General features: G+C 40.5%; 30 protein-coding genes. 21 read left to right on the top strand and 9 right to left on the bottom strand.

The annotated features are described in order from the left end of the window. Positions 1–194: 194 nt before the first annotated feature. Positions 195–1,604 (top strand): NADP-dependent phosphogluconate dehydrogenase, encoded by a 1,410-nt coding sequence (gndA, locus tag WDJ61_RS11865; RefSeq protein WP_338754782.1) that lies wholly within the window; start codon positions 195–197, stop codon positions 1,602–1,604. A 36-nt stretch (positions 1,605–1,640) separates the two neighbouring features. Here the strand turns inward: gndA and WDJ61_RS11860 are convergent, their stop codons facing one another. Together WDJ61_RS11860 and zwf are read right to left on the bottom strand one after the other, a co-directional pair. Further along, a complete protein-coding gene (locus tag WDJ61_RS11860; protein WP_338749968.1) occupies positions 1,641–2,261 on the bottom strand; it encodes a cyclase family protein in 621 nt (206 codons plus the stop codon). Positions 2,262–2,278: 17 nt separating this feature from the next. Further along, positions 2,279–3,781 carry a glucose-6-phosphate dehydrogenase gene (gene zwf, locus WDJ61_RS11855; protein ID WP_338749966.1) on the bottom strand — a complete coding sequence of 501 codons (1,503 nt, stop codon included), beginning with the start codon at positions 3,779–3,781 and terminating at the stop codon, positions 2,279–2,281. Positions 3,782–3,956: 175 nt separating this feature from the next. Between zwf and rnz the strand changes: the two genes are divergently transcribed. Beyond that, the gene (rnz, locus tag WDJ61_RS11850) at positions 3,957–4,871 is read left to right on the top strand and encodes a ribonuclease Z (protein WP_338749964.1); all 915 of its coding nucleotides are present in this window, start codon (positions 3,957–3,959) and stop codon (positions 4,869–4,871) included. A 49-nt stretch (positions 4,872–4,920) separates the two neighbouring features. Here the strand turns inward: rnz and namA are convergent, their stop codons facing one another. Beyond that, the gene (gene namA / locus WDJ61_RS11845) at positions 4,921–5,940 is read right to left on the bottom strand and encodes an NADPH dehydrogenase NamA (RefSeq protein WP_338754781.1); all 1,020 of its coding nucleotides are present in this window, start codon (positions 5,938–5,940) and stop codon (positions 4,921–4,923) included. A gap of 70 nt (positions 5,941–6,010) precedes the next feature. Next, positions 6,011–6,838 carry a pyrroline-5-carboxylate reductase gene (gene proC / locus WDJ61_RS11840; protein WP_338749962.1) on the bottom strand — a complete coding sequence of 276 codons (828 nt, stop codon included), beginning with the start codon at positions 6,836–6,838 and terminating at the stop codon, positions 6,011–6,013. A gap of 479 nt (positions 6,839–7,317) precedes the next feature. Here proC and WDJ61_RS11835 point away from each other — a divergent pair, with 479 nt between their 5' ends. Together WDJ61_RS11835 and WDJ61_RS11830 are read left to right on the top strand one after the other, a co-directional pair. Beyond that, the gene (locus tag WDJ61_RS11835; RefSeq protein WP_338749960.1) at positions 7,318–8,286 is read left to right on the top strand and encodes an MBL fold metallo-hydrolase; all 969 of its coding nucleotides are present in this window, start codon (positions 7,318–7,320) and stop codon (positions 8,284–8,286) included. A 14-nt stretch (positions 8,287–8,300) separates the two neighbouring features. Continuing rightward, entirely contained in the window at positions 8,301–9,095 is a 795-nt protein-coding gene (locus WDJ61_RS11830) for an SDR family oxidoreductase (RefSeq protein ID WP_338749958.1), read from the top strand. 60 nt (positions 9,096–9,155) lie between these two features. On the opposite strand, the gene WDJ61_RS11825 is transcribed toward WDJ61_RS11830, so the two are convergent. From WDJ61_RS11825 to WDJ61_RS11815, 3 genes are all read right to left on the bottom strand, one after another. After that, positions 9,156–9,353: a YqzH family protein gene (locus tag WDJ61_RS11825; protein ID WP_338749956.1), complete on the bottom strand. Its 198-nt coding sequence runs from the start codon at positions 9,351–9,353 to the stop codon at positions 9,156–9,158. 67 nt (positions 9,354–9,420) lie between these two features. Beyond that, the gene (locus WDJ61_RS11820; RefSeq protein ID WP_338749954.1) at positions 9,421–9,636 is read right to left on the bottom strand and encodes a CDGSH iron-sulfur domain-containing protein; all 216 of its coding nucleotides are present in this window, start codon (positions 9,634–9,636) and stop codon (positions 9,421–9,423) included. Positions 9,637–9,724: 88 nt separating this feature from the next. Then, on the bottom strand, positions 9,725–10,633 hold the full coding sequence (locus WDJ61_RS11815; RefSeq protein ID WP_338749952.1) for an alpha/beta hydrolase: 909 nt from the start codon (positions 10,631–10,633) through the stop codon (positions 9,725–9,727). A 130-nt stretch (positions 10,634–10,763) separates the two neighbouring features. On the opposite strand from WDJ61_RS11815, the gene WDJ61_RS11810 reads away from it, so the two are divergent. Then, positions 10,764–11,018: a YqkE family protein gene (locus tag WDJ61_RS11810; protein ID WP_338749950.1), complete on the top strand. Its 255-nt coding sequence runs from the start codon at positions 10,764–10,766 to the stop codon at positions 11,016–11,018. Between the two features lie 99 nt (positions 11,019–11,117). Here WDJ61_RS11810 and WDJ61_RS11805 read toward each other — a convergent pair whose 3' ends face one another. Both WDJ61_RS11805 and WDJ61_RS11800 read right to left on the bottom strand, forming a co-directional pair. Continuing rightward, positions 11,118–11,774, bottom strand: coding sequence for an SIMPL domain-containing protein (locus WDJ61_RS11805; RefSeq protein ID WP_338749948.1), 657 nt, complete (start codon positions 11,772–11,774; stop codon positions 11,118–11,120). Between the two features lie 54 nt (positions 11,775–11,828). Further along, entirely contained in the window at positions 11,829–12,749 is a 921-nt protein-coding gene (locus tag WDJ61_RS11800; protein WP_338749946.1) for an aldo/keto reductase, read from the bottom strand. Positions 12,750–12,862: 113 nt separating this feature from the next. Between WDJ61_RS11800 and WDJ61_RS11795 the strand changes: the two genes are divergently transcribed. From WDJ61_RS11795 to lysA, 16 genes are all read left to right on the top strand, one after another. Next, positions 12,863–13,414, top strand: a complete 552-nt coding sequence (locus tag WDJ61_RS11795) for an NUDIX hydrolase (protein ID WP_338749944.1) — start codon at positions 12,863–12,865, stop codon at positions 13,412–13,414. Between the two features lie 77 nt (positions 13,415–13,491). Next, positions 13,492–14,124, top strand: coding sequence for a stage II sporulation protein M (gene spoIIM, locus WDJ61_RS11790; protein WP_338749942.1), 633 nt, complete (start codon positions 13,492–13,494; stop codon positions 14,122–14,124). A 113-nt stretch (positions 14,125–14,237) separates the two neighbouring features. Further along, entirely contained in the window at positions 14,238–14,717 is a 480-nt protein-coding gene (locus WDJ61_RS11785) for a Fur family transcriptional regulator (RefSeq protein WP_338754780.1), read from the top strand. Positions 14,718–14,916: 199 nt separating this feature from the next. Then, positions 14,917–15,147, top strand: a complete 231-nt coding sequence (locus WDJ61_RS11780; RefSeq protein ID WP_338749940.1) for a DUF4227 family protein — start codon at positions 14,917–14,919, stop codon at positions 15,145–15,147. 4 nt (positions 15,148–15,151) lie between these two features. Continuing rightward, complete coding sequence (gene xerD, locus WDJ61_RS11775) at positions 15,152–16,045, top strand: site-specific tyrosine recombinase XerD (protein ID WP_338749938.1); 894 nt, start codon at positions 15,152–15,154, stop codon at positions 16,043–16,045. A gap of 212 nt (positions 16,046–16,257) precedes the next feature. Further along, the gene (gene deoB, locus WDJ61_RS11770; protein WP_338749936.1) at positions 16,258–17,442 is read left to right on the top strand and encodes a phosphopentomutase; all 1,185 of its coding nucleotides are present in this window, start codon (positions 16,258–16,260) and stop codon (positions 17,440–17,442) included. A gap of 12 nt (positions 17,443–17,454) precedes the next feature. After that, positions 17,455–18,270 (top strand): purine-nucleoside phosphorylase, encoded by an 816-nt coding sequence (locus WDJ61_RS11765; protein ID WP_338749934.1) that lies wholly within the window; start codon positions 17,455–17,457, stop codon positions 18,268–18,270. A 19-nt stretch (positions 18,271–18,289) separates the two neighbouring features. Next, positions 18,290–19,594, top strand: a complete 1,305-nt coding sequence (locus tag WDJ61_RS11760) for a pyrimidine-nucleoside phosphorylase (RefSeq protein WP_338749932.1) — start codon at positions 18,290–18,292, stop codon at positions 19,592–19,594. A gap of 125 nt (positions 19,595–19,719) precedes the next feature. Continuing rightward, positions 19,720–20,895, top strand: coding sequence for a D-alanyl-D-alanine carboxypeptidase family protein (locus tag WDJ61_RS11755; RefSeq protein WP_338749930.1), 1,176 nt, complete (start codon positions 19,720–19,722; stop codon positions 20,893–20,895). Positions 20,896–21,005: 110 nt separating this feature from the next. Then, positions 21,006–21,356: an anti-sigma F factor antagonist gene (spoIIAA, locus tag WDJ61_RS11750; protein ID WP_338749928.1), complete on the top strand. Its 351-nt coding sequence runs from the start codon at positions 21,006–21,008 to the stop codon at positions 21,354–21,356. Between the two features lies 1 nt (position 21,357). After that, entirely contained in the window at positions 21,358–21,798 is a 441-nt protein-coding gene (gene spoIIAB / locus WDJ61_RS11745) for an anti-sigma F factor (protein ID WP_338749926.1), read from the top strand. An 11-nt stretch (positions 21,799–21,809) separates the two neighbouring features. Beyond that, the gene (gene sigF / locus WDJ61_RS11740; protein ID WP_338749924.1) at positions 21,810–22,568 is read left to right on the top strand and encodes an RNA polymerase sporulation sigma factor SigF; all 759 of its coding nucleotides are present in this window, start codon (positions 21,810–21,812) and stop codon (positions 22,566–22,568) included. Positions 22,569–22,686: 118 nt separating this feature from the next. Continuing rightward, entirely contained in the window at positions 22,687–23,310 is a 624-nt protein-coding gene (locus tag WDJ61_RS11735; RefSeq protein WP_338749922.1) for a stage V sporulation protein AA, read from the top strand. Next, entirely contained in the window at positions 23,294–23,719 is a 426-nt protein-coding gene (locus WDJ61_RS11730) for a stage V sporulation protein AB (protein ID WP_413789009.1), read from the top strand. Before WDJ61_RS11735 ends, WDJ61_RS11730 begins: the two co-directional genes overlap by 17 nt. Positions 23,720–23,789: 70 nt before the next feature. After that, positions 23,790–25,226: a spore germination protein gene (locus WDJ61_RS11725; protein WP_338754779.1), complete on the top strand. Its 1,437-nt coding sequence runs from the start codon at positions 23,790–23,792 to the stop codon at positions 25,224–25,226. Between the two features lie 153 nt (positions 25,227–25,379). Next, on the top strand, positions 25,380–26,702 hold the full coding sequence (gene lysA / locus WDJ61_RS11720) for a diaminopimelate decarboxylase (RefSeq protein ID WP_338749918.1): 1,323 nt from the start codon (positions 25,380–25,382) through the stop codon (positions 26,700–26,702). Positions 26,703–26,889: the final 187 nt, after the last annotated feature.

Below are 26,889 nucleotides of genomic sequence, written 5' to 3'. Positions count from 1 at the left end.
TGCTAGATTGTAAATGAAATATAAAGACTATTTAGTCTCTTTTAACAACAGTTTATAATATTTTGAAAACTTTGTAAATAATAAATTAATTTTTTTACATGTTTGTTGCAATAAAAGTATCTCTAAAAGCTGTTTTGATGGGCAGAGATTGTTATAATATAAAAGTAAATTTTATAGCTGAGAGAGGGTGTGAAATCATGCCACAACAAATTGGTGTGATTGGATTAGCGGTAATGGGCAAGAATCTTGCTTGGAATATTGAAAGTCGAGGATATACAGTTTCGGTTTTTAATCGCTCACGAGAAAAAACAGATGAAATGCTTCGTCAAAGTGAAGGAAAAAACATTGTTGGTACATATAGTGTAGAGGAATTTATTCAGTCGCTAGAGGCGCCGCGCAAAATTTTGTTAATGGTGAAAGCTGGAGCAGCGACAGACGCTACAATTGAGCAGTTGAAGCCGTTTTTAGCACCTGGTGATATTTTAATCGATGGTGGGAATACGTTCTTTAAAGATACACAGCGCCGTAATAAGGAATTAAGCAGCAGTGGCATTCACTTCATTGGTACAGGGGTTTCTGGTGGAGAAGAAGGTGCGTTGACAGGGCCATCGATTATGCCAGGTGGACAGAAAGAAGCTTATGAGCTTGTGGCCCCCATTTTTAAAGCCATTTCTGCTAAAGTGAATGGAGAAGCATGCTGTACATATATTGGTCCAGATGGTGCAGGACATTATGTGAAAATGGTTCATAACGGCATTGAGTATGGAGATATGCAGCTGATCTCTGAAGCTTACTTTTTATTAAAGCATATCGTTGGATTAACAGCTACTGAACTTCATGAAGTATTCACGGATTGGAATAAGGGAGAGCTAGACAGCTATTTAATTGAGATCACTGCCGATATTTTTACGAAAGTAGATGAAGAAACAGGTAAGCCGCTTGTCGATGTGATTTTAGACAAAGCGGGTCAAAAAGGAACAGGTAAATGGACGAGCCAAAGTGCATTAGACCTTGGTGTCCCACTTCCATTGATCACTGAATCTGTATTCGCTCGTTTTATTTCTGCGTTAAAAGAAGAGCGTGTACATGCGAGTAAATTGTTAAAAGGTCCGGAACAGAAGGCATTTACTGGCGATCGTGAGGAATTTATTGAAGCGGTACGCAAAGCGTTATACATGAGTAAAATTTGCTCTTATGCACAAGGGTTTGCTCAAATGAAAGCAGCATCTGAAGAGTCTGGCTGGGAGCTTCGTTACGGAGATATTGCGATGATCTTCCGTGGGGGCTGTATTATTCGTGCACAATTTTTGCAAAAAATTAAAGAAGCGTATGATCGTGAGCCAGGCTTAACGAATTTACTTCTTGATCCATATTTCAAAGAGATTGTCGAAAATTATCAAGAAGCACTTCGTGACGTGTTGGCTACGGCTGTGAAGGCTGGAATTCCAGTACCGACTTTATCAGCTGCTCTATCTTATTATGATAGCTATCGTACAGCTTCTTTGCCTGCTAATTTAATTCAGGCACAACGAGATTATTTCGGTGCACATACGTATGAGCGCGTCGATAAAGAAGGCGTTTTCCACACAGAGTGGATGAAATAAAAAAACAAGCGGGTGATGAACCCGCTTGTTTTTTTATTATACAGTTACGTTTTCTAACAGTAGAACTCGTGCTGGTGAAGCGTCCGTTCCGGAAATTTTGAGCGGCGCCGCCATCATGAAATAGCTCCCTGCCTCTACATCTTTCAGCGCTAAACCTTCGATGATGATCACACCCTGTCCCATTAAGGTCCGGTGTGTCGGATGACCCTCTTGTGCTCGTTCAATGCCAAGTGCATCAATTCCAACACCAGCAATGCCGATGCTTGTTAAGTATTCGGCTGCATCTTCTGCTACATAAATAAAATCAAAGTTAAATTCTGTGTCAAACGAATTTTTCGTCTTTAGTAAAATAAAATCGTCTTTTTCAATCGACTTTGATTCGAGATCCGCTTTCGTGACTTTTTCAGTTGCACTTGTCACATCGATCACTTTACAAGGACGGACGAGCTGTTCAATGGCGATCGTTTCAATCGTATCTCCTTCATTCATCATATGAAGGGGAGCATCTACGTGAGTCCCTGTGTGTACGTCCATCGAAATGCGTGATTCCGTTACATGTCCGTTCGTTTTTGTTTCAATACTTGGTTGTTTTTCCGGCTTGTTTTTATAAACAGGCATACCGGGAAAAATAGGAGCAGTAATATCATAAATTTTCAATTTGGACACATCCTTTCTTAATTGCAAACATCGACTTCAAGAGTCGATAACGGCCACCAGAAGAAGCCATCTTTTGCTAATAGCTCATCCGCTTCTTTAGGGCCCGTAGATCCGGCTTCATAGTTAGGGAATGAAGCTTTCTTTTCTTCCCAATAATCCGAAATCACATCGACAAATCGCCAAGATAGAGCGACTTCATCCCAGTGGGTAAAGTTCGTTGCATCTCCACGAAGGGCATCGTGTAATAGTTTTTCATAAGCTTCTGGTGTATTCATACCATCGACACTGTTATTGGCATAGCTAAGCTTAACAGGGTTCGTCAACAGCTGCTGACCCGCTCGTTTCGCATTCAAATGAAGTGTAATTCCTTCTTCCGGCTGAATATGGATTACAAGTAAGTTTGGTGCTAGCGGTTGGTCCGGCTGATAATATAAGTTCATTGGAATATCTTTAAACTGAATCACAATTTTCGTTGATTTTGTTGGCATTCTTTTGCCCGTTCTTATGTAAAAAGGAACTCCTGCCCAGCGGAAGTTGTCAATCATCAATTTTCCGGCAACAAATGTTTCTGTATTAGAGTCAGGGTCTACATTCGTTTCTTCACGATAACCTTGTAAACGCTCGTCCTCTAGTTCTCCAGGTCCATATTGACCTCGAACGAAATATTCATCCGCATTTTCTTTTGTAATCGGTCGGAGCGCACGTAATACTTTTACCTTCTCACTGCGAATTTCATTGGTTGAGAGCTTAATTGGTGGCTCCATTGCAAGTAAGGCGACCATTTGCATTAAATGGTTTTGTACCATATCCTTTAAGGCACCGCTTGTTTCATAGTAGCGTCCTCGTTCTTCCACTCCAAGTGTTTCACTAGAAGTCACCTGGATGTTAGAGATGTAACGATTATTCCAAAGTGGTTCAAACAGGGCGTTCGCAAAGCGGATCGCTTCAATATTTTGCACCATTTCTTTTCCAAGATAATGATCGATTCGATAAATTTCATTTTCTTCAAATGATTGGCGAATTTGATGGTTAAGCTTTTCGGCTGAAGGAAGGTCATGACCGAACGGCTTTTCAATTACAAGACGGTGATAGCCTGTTGTGTCTGTCAATCCATCTGCTTTGACATGATCGGCAATTGTGCCGAAAAATTCAGGTGCCATCGCCAAGTAGAATAAGCGGTTTCCTTGTAAATGGTACTGCTCATCTAATTGATCGGCGAGCGTTTTTAGCGTGCGATAAGAGCTTGAATCTGATACGTCATGAGCTTGATAATAGAAATGGGAGACAAACTCATCTAGCTTCTCGCATTGGCTAGTAGAGGCCATAACGGATTCTTTCACATGCTGTTGAAATGTTTCGTTTGTCCATTCTCTGCGAGCAGTTCCGATCACAGCAAATTGATCGTTCAAGCTACCTTTTTTATAGAGTCGGTACAAAGAAGGGAATAACTTCCTCTTCGCTAAGTCGCCGGTTGCTCCAAATAATAAGATTAATGCTGAAGTGGTTTCTGTTGGATTCACAGTGTAAGACCTCACTTTGTAATGTATAGAAGTATTCTCTATTGCATTTTTTCATAAAATCGGTTTCCATACAAGTACTATTTGTTATCGCAAAGGGTAGCATCTTTGATGGGAATATGACAAAATATTAGGATAGCTTAAAGAGTGATAGTTGACTCATAAGGAAGTGGATATATTGGAATTATTGTTTTTAGGAACAGGTGCTGGCATGCCTGCAAAAATGCGAAATGTTAGCTCGGTGGCATTGAAGATGTTAAATGAGCGGGGAGCTGTCTGGCTATTTGATTGCGGCGAAGCGACTCAGCATCAAATTTTACATACTTCACTGAAGCCAAGGCGCGTTGAAAAAATATTTATTACTCATTTACATGGAGATCATATTTTTGGATTACCAGGTTTTTTAGGAAGCCGTTCTTTTCAAGGAGGAGATCTTCCGCTGACGGTGTACGGTCCGCCTGGGATTAAAGAGTTTATTGAGGTCAGTTTACGCGTCAGCTGTACAAGATTACAGTATGAATTAACGGTTGTGGAGATAGAGGAAGGAATTATTTTTGAAGATGAAACGATGAGGGTAGAGACTCGGCTGCTTGATCATGGCATTGCCTCCTATGGGTATCGTGTTTGTGAGAAGGATAAACCAGGGGTGTTGCTAGTTGATCGGTTAAAAGCGGATGGTATTCCGCCAGGTCCGTATTATAAAGAAATTAAAGAAGGCCGTACGATTCAATTAGCAGATGGACGACTCATCGTTCCAGATGCGTATGTAGGACCGTCACAAAAAGGAAAAGTGCTGGCCATTTTAGGCGATACACGACCATGCGAAGCGGCGGGGATGCTAGCACAAGAAGCAGATTTACTTGTGCATGAAGCCACTTTTGCGGCTGATCAACCACAAATGGCCCATGATTATTTTCATTCAACGACGCAGCAGGCGGCAAAAATTGCACGTGAGGCGGGAGCGAAAGCCCTTTGCTTAACCCATATTAGTTCACGCTATACGAAAGAAGAAGTGGCTCTTCTTCAAACCGAAGCGGAAGCTGTTTTTGCCCCTGTTATCATTGCGTATGATTTAATGGAGTTATCGATATAAACAGAAGGCGGGGCTGTGATTTACAGCCCCGTTTAACTATATGTAGCTTTTATTGATTCCACCCTCGTTTATACTGTGCAGGTGCTTCTATTGCTACATTTAATTGTTTAGCTACTGTTCGCGGCCAGTATGGGTCACGCAAGAGTTCACGCCCTAGAAAAATTAAATCGGCCCGGTCGTTTTGTAAAATCTCCTCCGCTTGGGGGCCGGATGTGATAATCCCAACGGCGCCAACTGGTATATGTGCTCCGTGTTTTACTGTCTCTGCCAGTTTAACTTGATAACCCGGAAAGACATTGATTTGTGCTGGGACCACTGCCCCAGAGCTCACATCGATTAAATCGACTCCTAACTCTTTCATTCTTTTGGCAAACTCAATATAATCTTCTGCATTTAGTCCATGTTCGTGATAATCAGTCGCTGAAATGCGAACGAATAAAGGTCCATCCCATTCTTGTTGAACGGCTTCAATGACCGCCTTTAAGAAGCGAAAGCAGTTTTCGACGCTACCACCATATTCATCTTCTCGCTCGTTAGTTAATGGAGATAAAAATTGATTAATTAAATATCCATGTGCCCCGTGGATTTCAATAATATCAAAGCCTGCTTTTTTCGCACGTTTGGCTCCTTCAGCAAAAGCTTCGACTGTTTGGTGAACCTCCTCGCTCGTCATTTCTTTCGGTGTCTTCATTTTTTCATCAAATGGAAGCGGGGAAGGGGCGATAATTTCGCCGTTAACCATTGATTTACGGCCGGCGTGAGCAAGTTGAATCGCTGTTTTTGCCCCATGTACTTTGATCATAGACACCAGTTTAGAGAGACCTTCTATATGATCATCGTTCCAAATGCCAAGATCTTGTTCGGAAATGCGACCTGCAGGCGTAACCGCCGTTGCTTCAATCATAATTAAGCCAACCTGTCCGATAGCACGTGTAGGATAGTGGACGAGGTGCCAATCGGTTACTTTTCCGTCGTTTCCAGCAGAATACATACACATTGGAGACATCACGATTCGATTGTTTAACGTTATATTTTTGATTTTGTAGGATTCAAACAATTTGGCTACCATCATCGATTCCCCTTATCATTCGTTTTTTTTAAGTATAGCAAGATTTGTCAGGTAGCCAAAATGATAGGTATTATTGTTGAATGGGAGCTTTATATGGCAAACCAAGTCGTTTGGACTGTGCTGTTGCTTCTTTAATACAGCTTACAAAGGCTTCTTTTACTTGGTGATTTTCTAGTAGGTGAATCCCTGCTTCTGTTGTTCCTCCTGGGCTTGTGACGGCTCTTCTTAGTTGTTCCGCTTTTCCGTCTGAAACGGATAACATTTCTGCGGCGCCAAGCAGGGTTTGAATAATTAGCGGCTTAGAGATTTCTTTTTCTAGCCCGATCGCTTCAGCTGCTTGCTCCATCGCTTCCACGACATAATAAACATAAGCGGGACCGCTTCCAGAAAGCCCAGTGACAGCATCAAGCTGCTCTTCTTTCACAATCTTTGTGATGCCTATAGAAGAGAAGAGACTGAGAGCTTTCTGTTTTTGCTCTTCTGATACATGATGGTTCAACGCAATCGCCGTCGCTGATTTTCCCACGGCTGCCGATGTGTTAGGCATAGCTCGGATGACCCCACAAGGTTGGTTCAGTTCTCTTTCAATAAAGTCAATCGTCACACCTGCCATTAACGTAATAATTAACGACGTAGGACAAATGAAGGGTTTGATCGTTTCCAAAGCAGCTTTTGCATCTTTTGGTTTCATTGCTAGGACGATAATTTTGCTGTCTTTGAACATTTCGTCTATTTGATAACTGGTTTGAATGTTATATTGATCTTCTAATTCTTTCAATCTCGCTTCATTGGCTCTATTCGTTGCATAAATATCCGTACGCTTTAGTGCACCGCTTGAAATGGCACCTGAAATCATTGCTTCTGCCATAGAGCCCGCCCCGATAAATACGGTTTTCATATCATGGTCCTCCTTTTGTTTGTTACATAAAAAAAACACCCTTTCATCCTCTTAAAAAGGACGAAAGGGTGTTAGCTTCCGTGGTACCACCTTTGTTTGCGAGCCGAATAAAGGCCGCACACTTCTCTTCCCGTTAACGCCGGGGATGCGTTTAGGTTTTCCTAACAGCTCATAAGGTAGGTTCGATAAAAAAGCGGGTGATGAAGCCTTTCAGCCGACGAGCTTCATTCTCTTGCACCTTTTTTTATTTACTGGCCTTTGTCATCGCTTTTGTTTTTAGAATTTTCTATCAAATGCTTATTGATTTATATGTGATTATGCAGAATAATATGCACTTCTGTCAAGAGGTAAATTTAGAAACGAGTGATTTTTTCATGAATTGTGTAAAGAAATAATGACTTTTCCGATTGGAACCTATACAATTAATGAATGGTGCTTCAATATTTTGAAAATTATTCATTAGGTGGTGTGATAAAGTAATGAATGTGGAACGCTTTGGAGATATTTCCAAAATTACATTGCCGACGACTTTTTCGGTGGGAGATGTAAATGTGTATGTCGTCAAAGGAGATCGTTTGACTCTAGTGGATGCGGGGGTGAAAACGAAAGCTTCTTGGGAGGCGTTGGTCTATGGATTATCTCAGCTTGGATATGCTCCTAAAGATTTAGAACAAGTTGTGTTAACACATCATCATCCAGATCATGTGGGCTTGCTTGATTTTCTTCCGGATGGGATTGATGTGATCGGTCACAAATATTGTGCCAACTGGCTATCAAGAGATGAAAGCTATCTAAAGGAATATGTTGAATTTTTGCGTGCTTTATATCTTCAATTTGGCTTAAAGGAGGTAGAGTTTCCTCTTTCGCAAATAGGAGCTACGTTAAAAGTCAGCTGCGAGCAGTCTAAGTTGACACAAGTGATGCAAGAAGGTGAGCGCTTGTTCGGCATGGATGAGTGGACGGTGTATGAAACACTTGGTCATGCGCAAAGTCATTTAGTCTTTTTTCGAGAAAAGGATGGTTCACTTCTAGCGGGTGATCATGTGTTAGCAACCATTTCCTCTAATCCTATTCTGGAACCGCCTCTCATCAAGAATGCAGCACGTCCTAAACCACTAGTGCAATACAATCACTCATTGAAAAAGATGCTAGAGTTACCAATCCATATTGCGTATACTGGTCATGGGACAGAAGTGAAAGATACTCATGAGCTTGTAAATCGTCGCTTAGCACGTCAACATGAGCGGGCTATGTCCGTATATGAGATGTTAAAAGAAAAACCGATGACAGCTTTTCAAGTTTGTCAACAATTATTTCCAGCTGTTTATCAAAAGGAAATCGCTCTCACATTATCACAATCAGTGGGTCAACTTGACTATTTACAGGAGATTGGACATATTGAGGCTCAGATGAATGATGAGGGAGTTCTTTATTTTGTCCCTCTGTAGAAAGGAGTGGGAACTTGACTCATCTTCAAGGAAAAACAGTAGTTATTACAGGAGCGTCTAGCGGCCTTGGATATGAAATGGCAAGGTTAGCAGCGAAAGAAGGGGCTCGTCTCGTTTTGCTTGCGCGCCGTCTTGAGCGACTTGAGTTACTCAAAGAGACCATCGAAAGCGATTGTGGTGTAAGTGATGTACTTATATATTCGGTAGATGTGAGTAACAAGAATGATGTAGAAAAGGTGTTTGCTGAGATCTTGAGTCGCTGCGGTCAAATCGATGTACTAATTAATAATGCAGGTTTTGGTGTGTTTGATTATGCACATGAAGCGAGATGGGAAGAGACAGAGGCAATGTTTCAAGTGAATGTTCTCGGTTTGATCGCTTGTACCCAAATGGTGATGCCGTATATGCAAGCACGCCAAAGTGGCCATATCATTAACATAGCTTCTCAAGCTGGAAAGATGGCAACACCGAAATCAAGCGTGTACGCAGCGACGAAGCATGCGGTGCTCGGCTATACGAATAGCTTACGAATGGAATTAGCTCGTGATGGAGTGTATGTGACAGCTGTGAATCCAGGACCGATTGCGACAGACTTTTTTACCACGGCTGATCCTTCAGGTGCTTATGCTAAAAATGTGGGACGCTGGATGCTACAGCCGGAAAAAGTAGCGAAAGCCATCATACAAGTTATTGGAACAAATAAACGAGAAATTAATTTGCCAAAATGGATGAATGCAGGCAGTATCTTTTATACATTGTTCCCACGTGTTGTCGAGCGTGTAGGAAGAAAAGCGTTTTTTAAAAAATAGATGTTTGATGAAGAGTTAGGCACCGCTACTGTGATCACATAGAGGGGCCTAGCTTTTCCTTTAGTCATTATTGCCTGTAACAAACGAGTAGATCTCATCCTCGATGACTTCATATAGTTCTTCATCTCCGGTAGAACAGCGTTGCTTTATGCGGTTGATGAGATTGATTAATATTTCTTCATCTTCCTGCCAATCAGGTTCATAATCATATTTGGCTAAGCTTTGTTCGATTCTTTTTTGAATAAATATTTGTTGCAATCTAGTTCCCCCCAAGTGACCATTCTATGATGAATAACGGACAGCCATATCGACTGTCCGCTACACCTTACTCTTCGTTTAATACTTTTTCTGCACGAACACAGGATTTGAATTTTCCTTTATGTCCAGCGTCACAAAATGGCATGTTGTTCGATAACCCACAGCGACATAAGGAAAAGGTTGGTTTTGTTTCAAACACATTCCCATCCATATCCACAAGCTCCACATCGCCAGACACTTTCAAAGATCCATTATCCATTACTTTAATTTGCGCTTTTGACATGACAATTCCCCCTCTTAATAGTTGACACAATTTGATCTTATAAAGAAAAGAAGGAAAAAGCAATATAAGGGACAACAGCCTTCAGCAGTTACTGTAGATCAAAATGCTTAAGAAAATGATCAATCACTTGCTCATATTGTTGCGGATTTTCATTAAATGATTGGGCGTGTCCTCCCTCTGGTGCTAAATAAAGCTCCTTTGGTCCTTTTTTTCGATGAAAGAGTTCTTTTGTCATATCGGGTAGAATAAATTCATCTTCTTCACTATGAATGAAAAGGATCGGTTTTTTAATGTTTTCGACGGCTTGAAGAGGAGAGATCTCTGATAGTCGAAAACGGTCTCGCCGTGCGACCATCCATTCTGCTAAGTGAATAAGGAAGCGAGGAGCGATCTTGATTTCCCGTTTCATTTGATGTGTCATTTGCTCTTTAAAATCAGAGAATGGGCAATCGGCAACATAGAAACTGGCACGATCCTCAATCGTTCCTGCATATAAAAGCAAAGTAGCGGCACCCATTGATTCCCCGTGAATACCAAAGGAGACGTGTTCACCTTCGCGGCGGATTAATTCGTTCACGACCGCTTGTAAATCATACTTCTCATAATGTCCATAACTGGTCGTTACACCTTCAGATTCGCCGTGCCGCCGATGATCGTAAATAATGCCGTTAAAGCCTCGATTAATAAATAAATTCATATATTTAATCGAATTGGTTTTGTTTTCGGTGACTCCATGACAGAAGATCACATAGGGACGACCTGGGTAAGGGGTAGCAAAGACGGCTTTCAGTCGGTAGCCAAAAGGCGATTGAATCCATACTTCTTCTTTCGGCAGTTGTTCATAAGCCTCGATATCTAGTCGTTTGGCATCTACTTCTCGTTTGTAAATGAGCTGTTCATCTTTTTTCTTCATATACAACACTCGGTTTGATACATACAAACCAGCAGCAGCGGTCATCGCAGCAGCTGTTCCAAGAACGGTCATCCACTTTTTCATACTTTCACCTCACGTTAGTCACATTCTACATGTAGTGTACCATTTCAGATTAGAAAGATCATGTGGTTCACCTTAAGTTCATTCTAAGGTAAAATAAACGATACACATGGAAAAGGAAGGGGCAGAAACGATGAAAAAGAGAAAGCAGCCAAATAAACATCAATCAGCATCATCTAAGGAAGATCTGTTAACTTTAAAAGATTCATTAAATGCGGATATTCTTGAACAATTAAAAGTAAAACAAAAGGAATTAAAGGAACAGGAGCAACAGCAAAAAGAAGCAGAAAAAAAGCGAAAGAAAGAAGAAAGACGTCAACGGGAGAAAAATAAAAGTTTTGAAGAGCTGTTAAATGATAGTTCCATGGACTGGACTAAATTTAAGTAAAGGAAAAAGGCTATTCATAAGTGCGGGGTGCGCGACTTATGAATAGCCTCTTTTTTTTTAGATTACCTATGTTAAAGCACATTTAATAAAGCCTTTAGATTAAAAGTTAGTATAAACAAAAACGGCCTCTACAGCAGCCGAAAAGGTTAGTTCTCCTGGCTCGATCGGAACGGCTTCGGTCGTGGCTGCTAGCACCATCTTCTCCGTTGGTCTTGGTTGAACGTGAACACTTCTTTCTACTAGCTTAATCGGTGTTTCGTTTAGTTGAACGCGTAGCGTTTTTGCCAGTTCCTTCGCTTTTCCAATAGCGTCTAAAGTGGCGAGTTGTAAAGCTTTACGGTAGGCGGCATGAGGGGCAGAAGTCTTGAAGGTAATGTCTTCGATAATATTTGCCCCGTTTTCGGTAGCGATCGTTAAAATAGTTCCGATTTGATTTAATTGATTCACTTGAACTTCTAATAAATGCCGAACCTCATAGCCTGTTAAAATTGATTTTCCTTCCGTATATTGATAGACCGGTCGAACGGAATATTGCTTTGTTTTAATGTCATTTGAAGGAATCCCGCTCCTATTTAATGCTTGAATGATTTGATTGGAAACGGAGCTATTTTGCTGCTGAGCGTCGATGACATTTTTCGCTTCACTAACGACGCCAATCGTGATAACGGCTTGATCAGGTGTGACAGTGACCGTCGCTTTCCCCTCAACGGTCATTGTGTGAGGTTTTGTATGGGAACTAGACTCATCATGCTTCATTTTTCTCCCTCCTTGATTTTTATATATGTCTCAAAAAGGGAAGTTACCACGTGTTTAACGATGTTGGCTATAGCGTGATTCTTTTGTTATTGTTTGTAACAGCTCATACTCTTGGGGTGACAAAGCGGTTTCCTTCACCGCACGGACATTTTCTTTTAACTGTTTAACAGAGCTTGCTCCAGTTATTACGGAAGCTACGGATTTATCGTGTAAAAGATAGCGGAGAGCGAGGCCATTTAACGAGTGCTCGTTTGTTGCTAGTTGTTCTAGTTTTTCAAGTCGCTCTTTTAACTCGTTTATTGAGTAATCAAGGTATCCTTGCTCTTTGATTTTCTCCAGTTTTTCTCTCCAATGAATACTTAATAAGCCTTTAGCTAGTGGGCCGCGTGCAACGACACTGATTCCGTGTGCTTGGAGCAGGGGGAGCATGGCTTCTTCAGGACGGCGATCTAGTAAGCTATATTGCATCATGACACTATCTATTGAAGAATGTTTAACGAATTCACGAATCACATTGGGACGAATCGAGGATAGACCATAGGCGCGGATTAAGCCTTCTTTTTTTAGCTCTTCAAAGGCTTCAATTGTTTCGTCGATCGGATCATCCATCGTTCCGCCATGAAGTTGATACAGATCAATATAGTCGAGCTGCAGACGCTTTAGACTATCTTTAACCGCCTGTTTAACGTATGTTTTTGAAGGATCCCATGTCCATCCTTCTTTCCCTTCTTGCCAACGATTCCCTACTTTTGTAGCGATGATCACTTGATCGCGAACAGGTTTTAATGCTTTTCCAACGAGGTGTTCATTGACACCAAAATCATACAAGTCGGCCGTATCAAAATAGTTAATCCCTTCTTCTAGCGCTGCGTCAATGATAGCATGTGCTGTTTTCTCCTCTGTTCCTAGTGACATACAGCCGAGTGCGAGCTCGCTCACTTGTAATTTTGAATGACCAAGTGCATGTTTCTTCATTGGTTTCTCAACTCCTTTTCCTTATCATAACGAAGAAAAGTTCTTTGAGACAAATGTTCTGTCTAGCTGTGCTAAAATATATAGAGAAAAAGAGAAAAAGAGGAGCGGTCCATGTGAAGAAATTTGAAGAGAAAACGATTCATACTGAACAGATTTTTGAAGGAAGAATCATTCGTCTACAAGTTGATGATATTGTGTTGCCAGATGGAAAAGAAGGCAAACGGGAAATTATTAAGCATCCAGGTGCTGTAGCTGTCCTTGCTTTAACAGCGGAAGGAAAGATTATTCTTGTGGAGCAGTATAGGAAGGCGTTGGAGCGTTCATTGGTAGAGATTCCCGCTGGCAAGCTTGAAGCAGGAGAAGAACCTGAAGTATGTGCACGCCGGGAACTAGAAGAGGAAACAGGTTATGCGTGTGAAAGCATGATGTTGCTTCAATCGTTTTACACTTCGCCAGGCTTTGCTGATGAGCTTGTTCACGTATTTATCGCGAAAGGCTTAGTAAAGAAAGAGAATGCGTTATCACTTGATGAAGATGAATTTGTTGAGGTGATGGAAGTGACGTTAGCAGAAGCGGAACAGCTCATCAAGGATCAACGAATTTTCGACGCTAAAACGGTCTATGTGATTCAATACTTACAGCTTCAACAGCAATTGAATAAATAATAACAGGCTAAACGAGTCCACGCATATTAAGCTCTCTTTATACATAAAGTGAATTAATAGTAAAAGGGGGAGCTTATATGCGGAAAAAGATCTCGTCGATTTTAATTGGTCAACACGTTCAGGCCAATGCCTCCATCTATGTATTTGTAGCTGTACTTTTTTTTATGGGGGTTGTGTTTGGGGCGGTTGTCGTCAATAGCCTATCGCTTAATCAAAAAGAAGATTTAGCTTATTATTTACAGCAGTTCTTTGGTCAAGTATCAGACGGTCAAATTGCCGCACCACAAGATATATTTTGGCAAAGCTTTATTCATAATTTGAAGTATTTAGGATCTATTTGGCTTTTTGGCATTTCAATTATTGGCTTACCGCTCATTTTTATTTTTTTATTTATGAAAGGGATTGTCGTCGGGTTTTCAGTTGGTTTTCTTGTTCAGCAAATGAGCTGGAAAGGCTTCTTCTTATCAATGACGACAGTGTTGCCGCAAAATTTAATTATTATTCCCATCTTCTTATTTATCGCCGCTGTCTCGACAGCCTTTTCATTGCAGCTTATTAAAAAGATATTTATGAAGCAGGCTAGTCAATTTTATATCGGTCCTTTCCTCTTACGATATGTCTTATTTTTTCTAATCGCTATTGCGGCTGTAACTCTGGCTGCTGGAATTGAAGCATATATTTCACCGCTCTTAATGAAAGTAGTTATATAATACTTATTATTAATAAATAATAAGTATTAATTAGGTATTATAATGATTTTATTTTGCAACTTCCTCCCAATTTGTTATAATAAAGAATACATCAGCGTGGGAGGGGACAAATGATGGAAAGTCGGATAGAAAGAATTAAGAAACAGTTGCATTCTGCGAGTTATAAATTAACTCCTCAGCGCGAAGCTACTGTGCGGGTGCTGCTTGAGCATGAAGAAGATCATTTAAGTGCAGAAGATGTATACCTCCTAGTGAAAGAAAAGGCACCTGAAATTGGATTGGCTACCGTCTATCGAACATTGGAATTACTGAATGAGTTGAAAGTAGTAGATAAGATAAATTTTGGGGACGGTGTTTCCCGTTATGATTTACGTCAAGAAGGCGCCGCTCATTTTCATCATCATCTTGTTTGTATTGAATGTGGTGCAGTCGATGAAATTCAGGAAGACCTTCTCGAAGACGTAGAAGTCATTATTGAACGGGATTGGAAATTTAAAGTAAAAGACCATCGTTTAACTTTTCATGGGATTTGTTGGCGTTGTCAAGAGAAAGCCGAACAACAAGGAGAAAATGAAAAGCAGCATGCAGATTAATAAGGGGCTGTCCTAAAGAGAAGAGCAAACGCCTTCACGACTATAGGTAGTATCGATGTGAAACATATCATGTCGATACCTTAGTGAAGAAGCCAAGCGCTTAAGGGACAGTCTTTTTATATTTGTATCGTATTCAGTTCTAAATGCCTACTCAGCTAGCATAAGTTATATAAATGACAATAGCGAGTAGGAGGGAAAGATGATACGTGAATGGATCAAAGCTGTTCGACGAGCGAGTGGGGTATTTTTTTTATTTACTAGCTTAACGCTCTTATTTTATAGTGGAATTGTTTGGTTTCAAAACGAATATGAAAAAAAGCATCGGTATGATGAGCCGGAAGGAGCGGCGATGAAAGTAGCCGTTCCGGTAGAAGAAGTAGATATTCGCTGGCTTGAGCGGCTGTTGCTTTTTTATTTAGATGGGGAGTAATTCAATGAAGGATCAGTTACAAGATTTCATTCATTATATGGTCGTAGAGAAGGGACTAGCTAAAAATACAATTGCCGCTTATGAGCGCGATTTAAAGCGTTACTTATTGTATTTAGAAAAAGTTGAGCAGCTGTCTTCATTAAATGAAGTGACGCGTGTTCATATTGTTCAGTTTCTAAATGAATTGAAAACAGAAGGAAAGTCATCGAAAACGATCGCGCGACATGTAGCATCCGTCCGATCCTTTCATCAATTTCTTCTTCGTGAAAAGGCCGTCGATCAAGACCCTTCTGTTCATATTGAAACGCCACAAACGGAGAAAAAATTACCGAAAGTGCTCAATTTGTCTGAAGTGGAAGCATTAATGGAAGCACCGGATAGATCGACACCATTCGGATTACGTGATCAGGCGATGCTTGAACTGTTGTATGCAACGGGCATTCGAGTGAGCGAGTTAACCTCATTAAATCTAGAAGATATTCATTTAACGATGGGATTTGTCCGTTGCTTCGGTAAAGGAAATAAAGAAAGAATCATACCGATTGGCAAAACAGCGATTCATGTGCTCGAAACCTATCTTCAAGACGGAAGACCCAAATTGAAGTCGGCTAAACATACAACAGAGGCTTTATTTTTAAACCATCATGGCAACCGTTTAACACGGCAAGGATTTTGGAAAATACTAAAGGCACTTGCTCAAAAATCCAATATTCAAAAAGATTTGACACCGCATACATTACGCCATTCCTTTGCCACGCATTTACTAGAAAATGGAGCAGATTTACGAGCTGTACAAGAAATGCTTGGCCACGCAGATATTTCAACGACACAAATTTATACACATGTCACGAAAACAAGAATGAAGGATGTGTATACGAAATTTCATCCTCGAGCTTAATGAGGCGATCTAACAAAAGGCTGTCCAGTGTAAAGGAATGCAACTCTTATTCTTTTATAGGACAGCCTTCTCCCTTTTGCTTGTACAAAAGCGGTTCTATCAGGTAAAATAAAATTATAAAAGGTTGTCAGACTTCTGACGATTTAACATGTGATTATTCAAATAAAATTAGGGTAATATGTTCAATAGAAGAAAGAAAAGGAGGAAGTGAAATGACAGCGTCTACATATAAACGAATTCATTTGTTAGTGATGGATTCAGTAGGAATTGGTGAGGCACCAGATGCAGAAACATTTAATGATTTAGGATCAGATACACTAGGTCATATCGCAGAAAAAATGAACGGACTACATATGCCAAATATGGCGAAGCTTGGGCTTGCGAATATCCGAGACATCCAAGGAGTTAAAAAAGCGGACGAGCCACTTGCTTATTACACAAAAATGCAGGAAGCTTCTAACGGGAAAGATACGATGACTGGTCATTGGGAGATCATGGGATTAAACATTCAAACGCCTTTTCAAGTGTTTCCTGAGGGATTTCCTGATGAATTAATATATGATTTAGAGCAAAGAACTGGCAGAAAAGTGATTGGCAATAAGCCGGCAAGTGGGACAGCGATCTTGGATGAGCTTGGCAAGGAACACATGGAAACAGGGGCACTGATTGTTTATACGTCAGCCGATTCCGTTTTGCAAATTGCTGCACATGAAGAGGTCGTTCCTTTAAAAGAATTATATCACATTTGTGAAATCGCAAGAGAACTCACTTTGAATGAAAAATATATGGTCGGCCGAGTGATTGCTCGTCCATTTATCGGGGAATCAGGAGCTTTTACTCGCACAGCGAATCGCCATGACTATGCATTAAAGCCGTTTGAGCGTACAGTGATGAATGAAATGAAAGATGCTGATTATGACGTGATTGCGATCGGGAAAATTTCTGATATTTACGATGGGGAAGGCGTGACGCAAGCGTTACGGACAACATCGAATATGGACGGAATGGACAAGTTCATTCAAACATTTGATCAACCATTTACAGGTTTAAGCTTCGTCAACCTCGTTGATTTCGATGCTATGTTTGGACATCGTCGTGATCCGATCGGGTACGGAAAGGCCCTTGAAGAATTTGATGCCAGACTTCCAGAAGTTTTTGACAAAATGACTGACGATGACTTGCTGATCATTACAGCTGATCATGGGAACGACCCGATCCATCATGGTACCGATCATACACGTGAGTACGTCCCATTAATTGTCTATTCAACACGTTTCCAATCCGGGAAAGAGTTGCCGATCAGACAGACGTTTGCTGATATTGGCGCCACAGTAGCAGAAAATTTTGGCGTAAAGATGCCTAAATATGGCGAAAGTTTTTTAAATGACTTAAAGTAGGAGAGAAAAATGATGAACGTAGAAAAAATAGAACAAGCGACACAATATTTAAAAAAGGTCAGTCAAAAAAGCCCAAAAATCGGTTTGATTCTAGGTTCCGGTCTTGGGGTACTTGCGGATGAAATTGAGAATGCCGTCAAAATTCCTTACAGTGAGATTCCTGATTTTCCGGTGTCTACCGTAGAAGGCCATGCCGGACAGCTTGTGTTTGGTACACTATCTGGAAAAGAAGTGGTGGCGATGCAAGGTCGCTTTCACTACTATGAAGGGTATTCCTTCGATCAAGTCACATTTCCTGTGCGTGTGATGAAAGCACTTGGTGTCGAAACAGTGATTGTTACGAATGCAGCAGGCGGTGTCAATGAAGCGTTTGAACCGGGAGATTTAATGATCATTACCGACCACATTAATATGATGGGTGGTAATCCATTGATTGGTCCAAATGATAATCGTCTTGGCGTGCGTTTTCCAGATATGTCAGAAGCATATAGTAAAGAGCTTCAACAATTGGCAAAGGATATTGCTAAAACCATCAACCTTTCAGTTCAAGAAGGTGTGTACGTAGGAAATACAGGCCCAGTATATGAAACGCCAGCTGAAGTGCGTATGGCAAGAACGCTCGGTGGTGATGCAGTCGGTATGTCTACCGTACCAGAAGTAATTGTTGCCCGTCATAGCGGTATGAAAGTGCTTGGAATTTCTTGTATTTCTAATATGGCGGCTGGAATACTGGATCAACCGTTAGCTCATGATGAAGTTATTGAAACGACAGAGAAAGTTCGAGCTGACTTTTTGTTATATGTAAAAGAAATTATTAAATCTATATAAAGAAGGGCGCGATCATCGCATGAGAATGGTAGATTTAATTGAAAAAAAGCGTGACGGACATCAATTAACAACGACAGAAATTAACTTTATCATTGAAGGCTATACAAAAGGGACGATCCCTGATTATCAAATCAGTGCTTGGTTAATGGCGATCTATTTTCAAGGGATGACAGAACAAGAGAGAGCAGACTTAACGATGGCGATGGTCGCTTCCGGTGATCAAATTGATTTGTCGGCTATTGAAGGCATCAAGGTGGATAAGCATTCCACTGGCGGTGTTGGTGATACAACGACTTTAGTGCTTGGTCCGCTAGTTGCGGCGGTTGGTGTACCTGTAGCAAAAATGAGCGGCCGCGGACTTGGGCATACAGGTGGAACGATCGACAAGCTAGAAGCAGCGGAAGGCTTTCATGTCGAAATAACCAATGAACAGTTCATTGAGCTTGTGAACAAAAATAAAATCGCTGTTATTGGTCAAAGTGGTAACTTAACGCCAGCGGATAAAAAGTTATATGCTCTTCGTGATGTTACAGGGACTGTGAACAGTATTCCACTTATTGCTAGCTCCATTATGAGCAAAAAAATTGCGGCTGGGGCCGATGCAATTGTGTTAGATGTTAAAACAGGAGCAGGCGCTTTTATGAAGACGCTTGAAGATTCGCGTGATCTCGCTCGAGCTATGGTGAATATCGGGAATCACGTCGGCCGCAAGACGATGGCCGTGATTTCAGATATGAGTCAACCATTAGGATTTGCCATTGGAAATGCGCTTGAAGTAAAAGAAGCGATCGATACATTAAAAGGAGAAGGTCCTGAAGATTTAACGGAACTTTGCTTAGTCCTTGGTAGTCATATGGTATATGCGGCTAATCAAGCATTCTCTCTTGAAGAAGCTCGCCAAAAATTGATCGAGGTCATCGAAAACGGCGAAGCATTAGAGAAGTTTCGCGTGTTCATCGAAGCTCAAGGCGGAGATGGATCGATTGTAGATGATCCGACGAAACTTCCTCAATCTGCTTATCAAATTGAACTTGTAGCAAAGGAAGAGGGCTATGTGTCAGAAATTATTGCTGACCATGTAGGAACAGCCGCGATGTGGCTTGGTGCTGGTCGAGCGACAAAGGAATCTGAAATTGACCTTGCTGTTGGCTTGATGCTGAATAAGAAAATCGGTGATAAAGTTCAAGTTGGAGAATCACTTGTCACTGTATACAGCAACACAGAAGAAGTTGAACAGGTGAAAGAAGAACTGTATAAGAGTATTCTTCTTTCAAAAGAAAAGGTTGATCCACCTGTACTAATTCATGAAGAGATAATGAAATAGACGGACATTTACTTAAAAAGAAGCATCCTGGAAAAGGATGCTTCTTTTTTGTATAAAAATAGAGATGTTGGAAAAAATGGGGTTATACCGTATGAATAGTTAACAACAATGGAGGTCATTTAATCATGATGCGAAAGCTTTTACTATTTCTTGTCTTTTTGCTCATTTGGTATAGTGCACCACCCCTTTCTTCAGCTAATGAAGCGGATGATAAGCTACAAATGGCGGAAAACACTAAGTCCGCGATTTTAATCGAAAAAGATACCGGGGCTGTTTTGTTTGAGAAGAATAGTCATAAACCGCTTCCCCCAGCCTCTATGACCAAAATCATGACAATGCTGCTCATTATGGAAGCGATCGAAGACAAGAAAATATCGTGGGAAGATCAAGTGAGAACAAGTGAGTTGGCTGCTTCGATGGGAGGGTCACAAATATTTTTGGAGCCAGGGGAAGAAATGACAGTGAAAGAAATGCTTCAAGCGATTGCGATTGGATCCGCTAATGATGCATCTGTGGCTATGGCTGAACGAATTGGTGGCAGTGAAGAAATGTTCGTCAAGATGATGAATAAGAAAGCAAAAGAATTAGATTTAAAACAAACGCAATTTAAAAATGCGACGGGCCTTCCTGAAAAAGGCCATTACAGTTCTGCCTATGATATGGCGATCATGGCCAAAGCATTATTAAATCATAAGCAAATCACCAAATTCACTGGAACATACGAAGCGTATTTACGAGATGGGACGGATAAGAAGTTTTGGCTTGTCAATACGAACCGTTTACTTAAATTTTATCCTGGAGTAGATGGATTGAAAACAGGATTTACGAACGAAGCGAAATATTGTTTAACGACGACTGCTCAAAAAGGGAAGATGCGTCTTGTGGCTGTAGTTTTTGGGGCTCCAACTCCGAAAGAGAGAAACGTCCAAATTACAAAAATGATGGATTATGGCTTTGATCAATATTCTCTGACCCCTCTTTATGAAAAAGGAAGAGAAATCACCAGTTTAAAAGTAGTAAAAGGACATAAAAATAAAGTTCCTTTAGAAACAGGAGAAAATGTATCGGTTATCGCTCATAAAGGAGACAAACAAGTCGAGTTGAAGCAACAGCTTCATTTGAAAAAAAATATGGAAGCACCTATCAAAAAAGGAGCCAAGCTTGGCGAGTTACGCATTAAAAGAGAAGGAAAGGTGATTTCTAAAACGCCGCTAATCGCCAAAGAAGACATTCATCAAGCGAGCTGGTGGCAATTTTATAAAAAAGTGTTTCATTATTTTACGAAAACGACCGATTCGTGATGACGAAGCAAGAATTCTTTTAGCGAATACGTACTAGTTTTGTCAGGCAGAAGGATTGACAAGCAGCACTGTCGAAATGCTTCCTATTACTGAAAAAAGGGGGCTTAATTATGAGCTTAACAGTAGACATGGAAGTGGTCGATCAAGTTCTTTGCCTTCGTTTAATCGGAGAGCTAGATCATCATGCAGCTGAATCGCTAAGAAAGCAAGCAGATGAAGCGATTGATAGACAAGGGATTCGTCATATTATATTAAATCTTGAGGAGCTAGCTTTTATGGATAGCTCAGGACTTGGTGTTGTATTAGGGAGATATAAGCAAATTCAGCAAAAAAATGGGGAGATGGTTGTATGTGCGATTTCTCCATCAGTGAAAAGGCTGTTTGAGCTGTCTGGCTTGTTTAAAATTATTCGAATGGAAACATCTGAACAACGAGCACTTGAACGATTGGGGGCGGCTTAATATGAAAAATGAAATGAATGTTCAATTTAGTGCCATTAGTCAAAATGAGTCGTTTGCGAGAGTGACAGTTGCCGCTTTTATTGCTCAGCTAGACCCCACAATGGACGAATTAACGGAAGTGAAAACAGTTGTTTCTGAAGCAGTGACGAATGCCATTATTCATGGCTATGAAGGAAATCCAGCGGGGATTGTTTATATATCCGTTCTGATTGATGATGGGCTGATTGATCTCGTGATTCGAGATGAAGGGGTCGGTATGGAAAATGTGGAGGAAGCGAGACAACCATTATTTACAACAAAACCAGAGTTAGAACGTTCAGGAATGGGATTTACGATTATGGAAAATTTTATGGACGAAGTAGAAGTTACCTCACATCAAGGATCAGGCACCGTGATTCGTTTAAAGAAGCAGCTTGCTAATAAAAAAGCATATTGTAATTAAGGGGCCAAGCCATGGATGTTGAAATTAAAAAAAATAAGCCGGCTATTTTATCAGATGCTCAGCTAAAGAAATTGATTAGCGAAAGTCAAAAAGGGAATCAACAAGCGCGAGATACGATTGTTGAGAAGAACATGAGGCTCGTCTGGTCAGTGGTTCAACGCTTTTTGAACAGAGGCTACGACCCGGATGATTTATTTCAAATCGGTTGTATTGGCTTATTAAAATCGGTTGATAAATTTGATTTAAGTTACGACGTGAAATTTTCGACTTACGCCGTACCAATGATCATCGGTGAAATTCAACGTTTTATTCGCGATGATGGGACTGTAAAAGTGAGTCGCTCATTAAAGGAAACAGGGAATAAAATCCGTAGAGCGAGAGAAGAACTGTTGAAAAAATACGGCCGAACACCAACGATTCAAGAAATCGCCAATCATTTAGATATTCCGCCTGAAGAAGCGGTAATGGCACAGGAAGCTGCTAGGTCACCATCATCTATTCATGAAACGGTGTATGAAAATGATGGAGATCCGATCACTCTTTTAGATCAAATGGCTGACAAAAATGATCAGCAATGGTTTGACCAAATTGCATTAAAAGAAGCGATCAGAGGATTGGAGGAGAGAGAAAGGTTGATTGTCTACTTGCGTTACTATAAAGATCAGACACAAGCGGAAGTCGCCGATCGACTGGGCATTTCTCAAGTTCAAGTGTCGCGATTAGAGAAAAGAATTTTACTGCAAATGAAGGAAAATATGAAATCTACGTAAAGACTTAAGTCGGTTCAACGATGGTTGACCGACTTTTTTCATGGAGTTCATCGCATAATCGAACATTCTTATGCTCATACTAATGACTATAATGATGAAACAGCAAGGTGGGAGAATGATGGAAACTTCCATTTTTATTCGGTTGACTCCTCGTATTCACCTAGATATGAATGCGAAAGTGAAGCTAAAAGACATCGCTCAAGTAATTGCCCCTGAACAATTACTACCAAGTCTGCTTCATATGGATATATACCAAATTAAGCCAGAGGATCAGCAAATTGTGATTATTGAAGCGATGACGATTGTAAAGATGATACTTCATCAATGGCCGGAAGTAGATATCCAATTCGTCGGACCTTCAGAAACGATTATTGATACAGCCCCACCTGTGAAAAAAAGTGTTTTTCCTCTTTTTCTTTTTGTCTGGTGTTTATTATTTACTGGAGCAGCCTTAACGATCATGAATTTTCATGAAGATGTAAGCATGCAAGCTGTTCATGTGAAATTGTATGAGATCATTACCGGTAAAAAGAAAGAGCATCCGCTCATTTTACAAATACCGTATTCCATTGGTTTAGGTGTTGGAATGATATTATTTTTCAATCATTTATTTAAAAAGAAGTTTAATGAGGAACCAAGTCCGCTAGAAGTGGAAATATTTAAATATCAACAAGATCTAAATCAATATGTCGTGTTAAATGAGTATAAAGAAAGTAGGAAGAATAGTGGGTACCGTTCATAATGTGTTGCTAGCCTTTCTCGGTTTGTCTGGTGGCTTATCAGTGGGTGTTGGGTATGTAGCGTTCATTACGGTCCTTGGCGTGATTCCAAGGATGATGCAAATGACGAAAACATTTAGAAGGATTAGGGAATATGAATGGGCTGTGATCTCAGGAGTGCTTGCTGGGACAACGGGCAGCTTACATCCTATTCGGTTATTCGTGTCAGCGTGGTGGCTATTGCCGATTGGATTACTAAGTGGAATGTTCATAGGTATGCTAGCGGCTGCATTGACGGAAGTGTTGAATGTATTTCCGATTATCGCCAAGCGGCTTGGTGTTCATGAACATATTTTGGTTTTGATTATGGCCATTGTCCTAGGGAAAATAGCTGGTTCATTATTCCAATGGCTGTATTTTGTGCACCAGTAATAATATCGGAGGATGGCAAGGAGGTCTAGGCGTGCAAGAAACGAAAGCGATAAATATTCCGAAAGATCCTATGAAAATGAACGAACTGATGGAGCAGAAAATGGGCTTAGGTAAAAGCTTTGATATCGGTGTTCGCGAGTTCATTATTTTAGGAAAGAAAGTGCATATTTACTATGTCAATGGATTATGTGATACGCTTTTTATTATCGAAATACTATCGGATTTGACACACATTAATGATCATGAAAAAAGAAGTATGCATGTTGGAGACATTATTGGCAATCGAATTGCCCATCAGTCTGTAGAAAAAGTTCAGACAGTCAATCAAGTGATCGATCAAGTATTGTCTGGATTAATAGCGATTGTTGTTGAAAATGAAGATCGAGCATTTATTGTCGATGTTCGGAGCTATCCAGGAAGACAGCCACAAGAGCCTGACACAGAAAAGGTCGTTCGTGGTTCGCGCGATGGATATGTAGAAAATATTATTGTGAATACCGGGCTAACAAGAAGGCGAATCAGAGATGGTCGTCTCCGGTTTGAAATGACAAAGGTAGGACAACGGTCTAAAACGGATGTAGCGATCGCTTACATTGATGGAATAGCAGATCCAGATTTAGTGTCAATCATTAGGCAGGAATTGGACGAAGTTGATATAGACGGCATTCCAATGGCGGATAAAACGATTGAAGAGTTTATTGTTAAACAAGGCTATAACCCTTATCCAATTGTCAGATACACGGAAAGAGCAGACATTGGTGCTGTTCATTTACTAGAAGGGCATGTTCTATTATTTGTGGATACGTCGCCAAGTGTGATCATTTTACCAGCCACTTATGTTCATCACTTACAACATGCCGAAGAATATCGACAATCGGCAGCTGTAGGGACGTTTATTCGATGGCTTCGCTTTTTTGCCATCTTTGCTTCATTGTTTTTATTGCCGTTATTATTACTGGTTTCGCTGGAGCCTCAACTGTTGCCAAAATCATTAGAATTTATTGGCCCTAATAAAAGAACACATATTCCTTTAGTGTTGCAAATATTCATCGCTGATATTGGGATTGAGATTTTGAGAATCGCGGCTATTCATACACCGACGCCACTATCAACGGCTATGGGTTTAATTGCCGCTGTCCTCATTGGACAAATTGCGATTGATGTAGGTTTGTTTGTGCCCGAAGTCATTTTGTATGTGGCGATTGCGGCAATTGGAACGTACGCAACCCCTAGTTATGAACTCAGCATCGCGAATAAAATATCTAGACTATTCTTGCTAGTAGCTGTCGCGCTGTTTAAAGTGCCAGGATTTATGATTGCAACTACTTGTATTATTATCTTTTTAGCTCATATGCGAGCATTAAATACCCCTTATTTATGGCCGCTTCTTCCTTTTGATCCCCAAGCGTTTTGGCAAATATGTATTAGAAAAACCGTACCATCATCGAAATTGCGGCCATCGATCGTGAATCCACGAGATTCGATTAGGCAACCAGTGAATGAATAACGATATTGAGCAGATCACGGATGTATGGTATATTACTTTTAATCATTTTAGTCTTTAGACAGTTTGTCATGCAGACGACTGTCTATTTCTTCTTTTTTATTATCTGAATATTGACATTTGAGAAAAAGAAACTCAAAGAATAGAGGAGATTACATGCATACATATGGAACGGCCCGTGTGAATCAATCTGGACATTTAGAAGTGGGAGGAGTAGATGTCATTAGCTTAGCTAATAAATACGGCACTCCTCTGTATATTTATGATGTGGCGTTAATACGAGAAAGAGCAAGAGGATTTAAAGAAACGTTTGAAAAGCTTGGAGTGAGCGCACAAGTGGCGTATGCCAGCAAAGCATTTTCTGCGATTGGTATGATTCAACTTGTAGAAGAAGAAGGGTTGTCTTTAGATGTCGTATCGGGAGGCGAGCTTTATACAGCTCTGAAAGCCAATTTTCCGGCAGAGAGAATCCACTTTCATGGAAATAATAAAAGTAAAGAAGAACTCATCATGGCCATTGAAAGCGGTATTGGCTGTGTCGTTGTGGATAATTTTTATGAGTTGCATATGCTACAATCCCTTTGTGAGCAACAAGGGAAGGTGATGAATATTTTACTGCGGGTAACGCCTGGAGTGGAAGCCCATACGCATGATTATATTACGACTGGACAGGAAGATTCGAAGTTTGGCTTTGATTTAAACAACGGCCAAGCGGAAGAAGCGATGCAAATAGCTTTGAAAATGACAGCTATAAAGTTGTTAGGGGTTCATTGTCACATCGGATCACAAATATTTGAAACGACCGGTTTTACATTAGCGGCTCGGAAAATTATCGAGAAACTTGCTGAATGGAAAGAACGTTACCAATTTGAATCTGACGTATTAAACCTTGGCGGCGGCTTTGGAATTCGCTATACTGAAGAAGACGATCCGCTAGAGCCTTGGCAATATGTGGAGGAAATCATTAAAGAAGTTCAAGATCAGACAGCTACCTATAGCATGTCTATGCCAGAAATATGGATTGAACCAGGGCGTTCTCTTGTTGGTGATGCTGGAATTACTCTATATCAAACAGGATCTGAAAAGCATGTCCCTAAAGTGAGAAAGTATATTGCGATTGATGGGGGAATGAACGATAATATTCGTCCTGCTTTGTATGAAGCGAAATATGAAGCAGTATTAGCCAATCGAGTCAATGACCCAGTGGAAGAAACGGTATCCATTGCCGGTAAGTGCTGCGAATCAGGAGATATGCTTATATGGGATTTACCGCTGCCAAAAGCTGAGTCTGGAGATATTTTAGCTGTATTTTGTACAGGGGCCTATGGTTATTCCATGGCTAATAACTACAATCGTATTCCAAGACCACCTGTTGTCTTCGTTGAGAATGGAAATGTCGACCTAATTATAAAGAGAGAAAGTTATGAGGATATTATTAAGCTTGATCTTCCTCTGACAAGAACGATGAGTCATAAATGAATGACCAACAATCTGAGGTGAAGTATGAATAGAAATAACGCCATACTTTTTATTATTCTTATGTTAATTGCATGTGGCTGGGGTGTATATTACTGGTTGTTTATTGTTTAAGAAAAGTTGAACAACTTCCAAAGTTTTGTTAAAATGGTAATTGTTTAATAACTGTTATTTGTATGATTACCATAAA

This window comes from Bacillus sp. FJAT-52991 (assembly GCF_037201805.1).
GTDB lineage: Bacteria > Bacillota > Bacilli > Bacillales > Domibacillaceae > Bacillus_CE > Bacillus_CE kandeliae.
The sequence above is the reverse complement of the archived record's forward strand: the minus strand, read 5'-3'. Positions and strand labels throughout refer to the sequence as shown.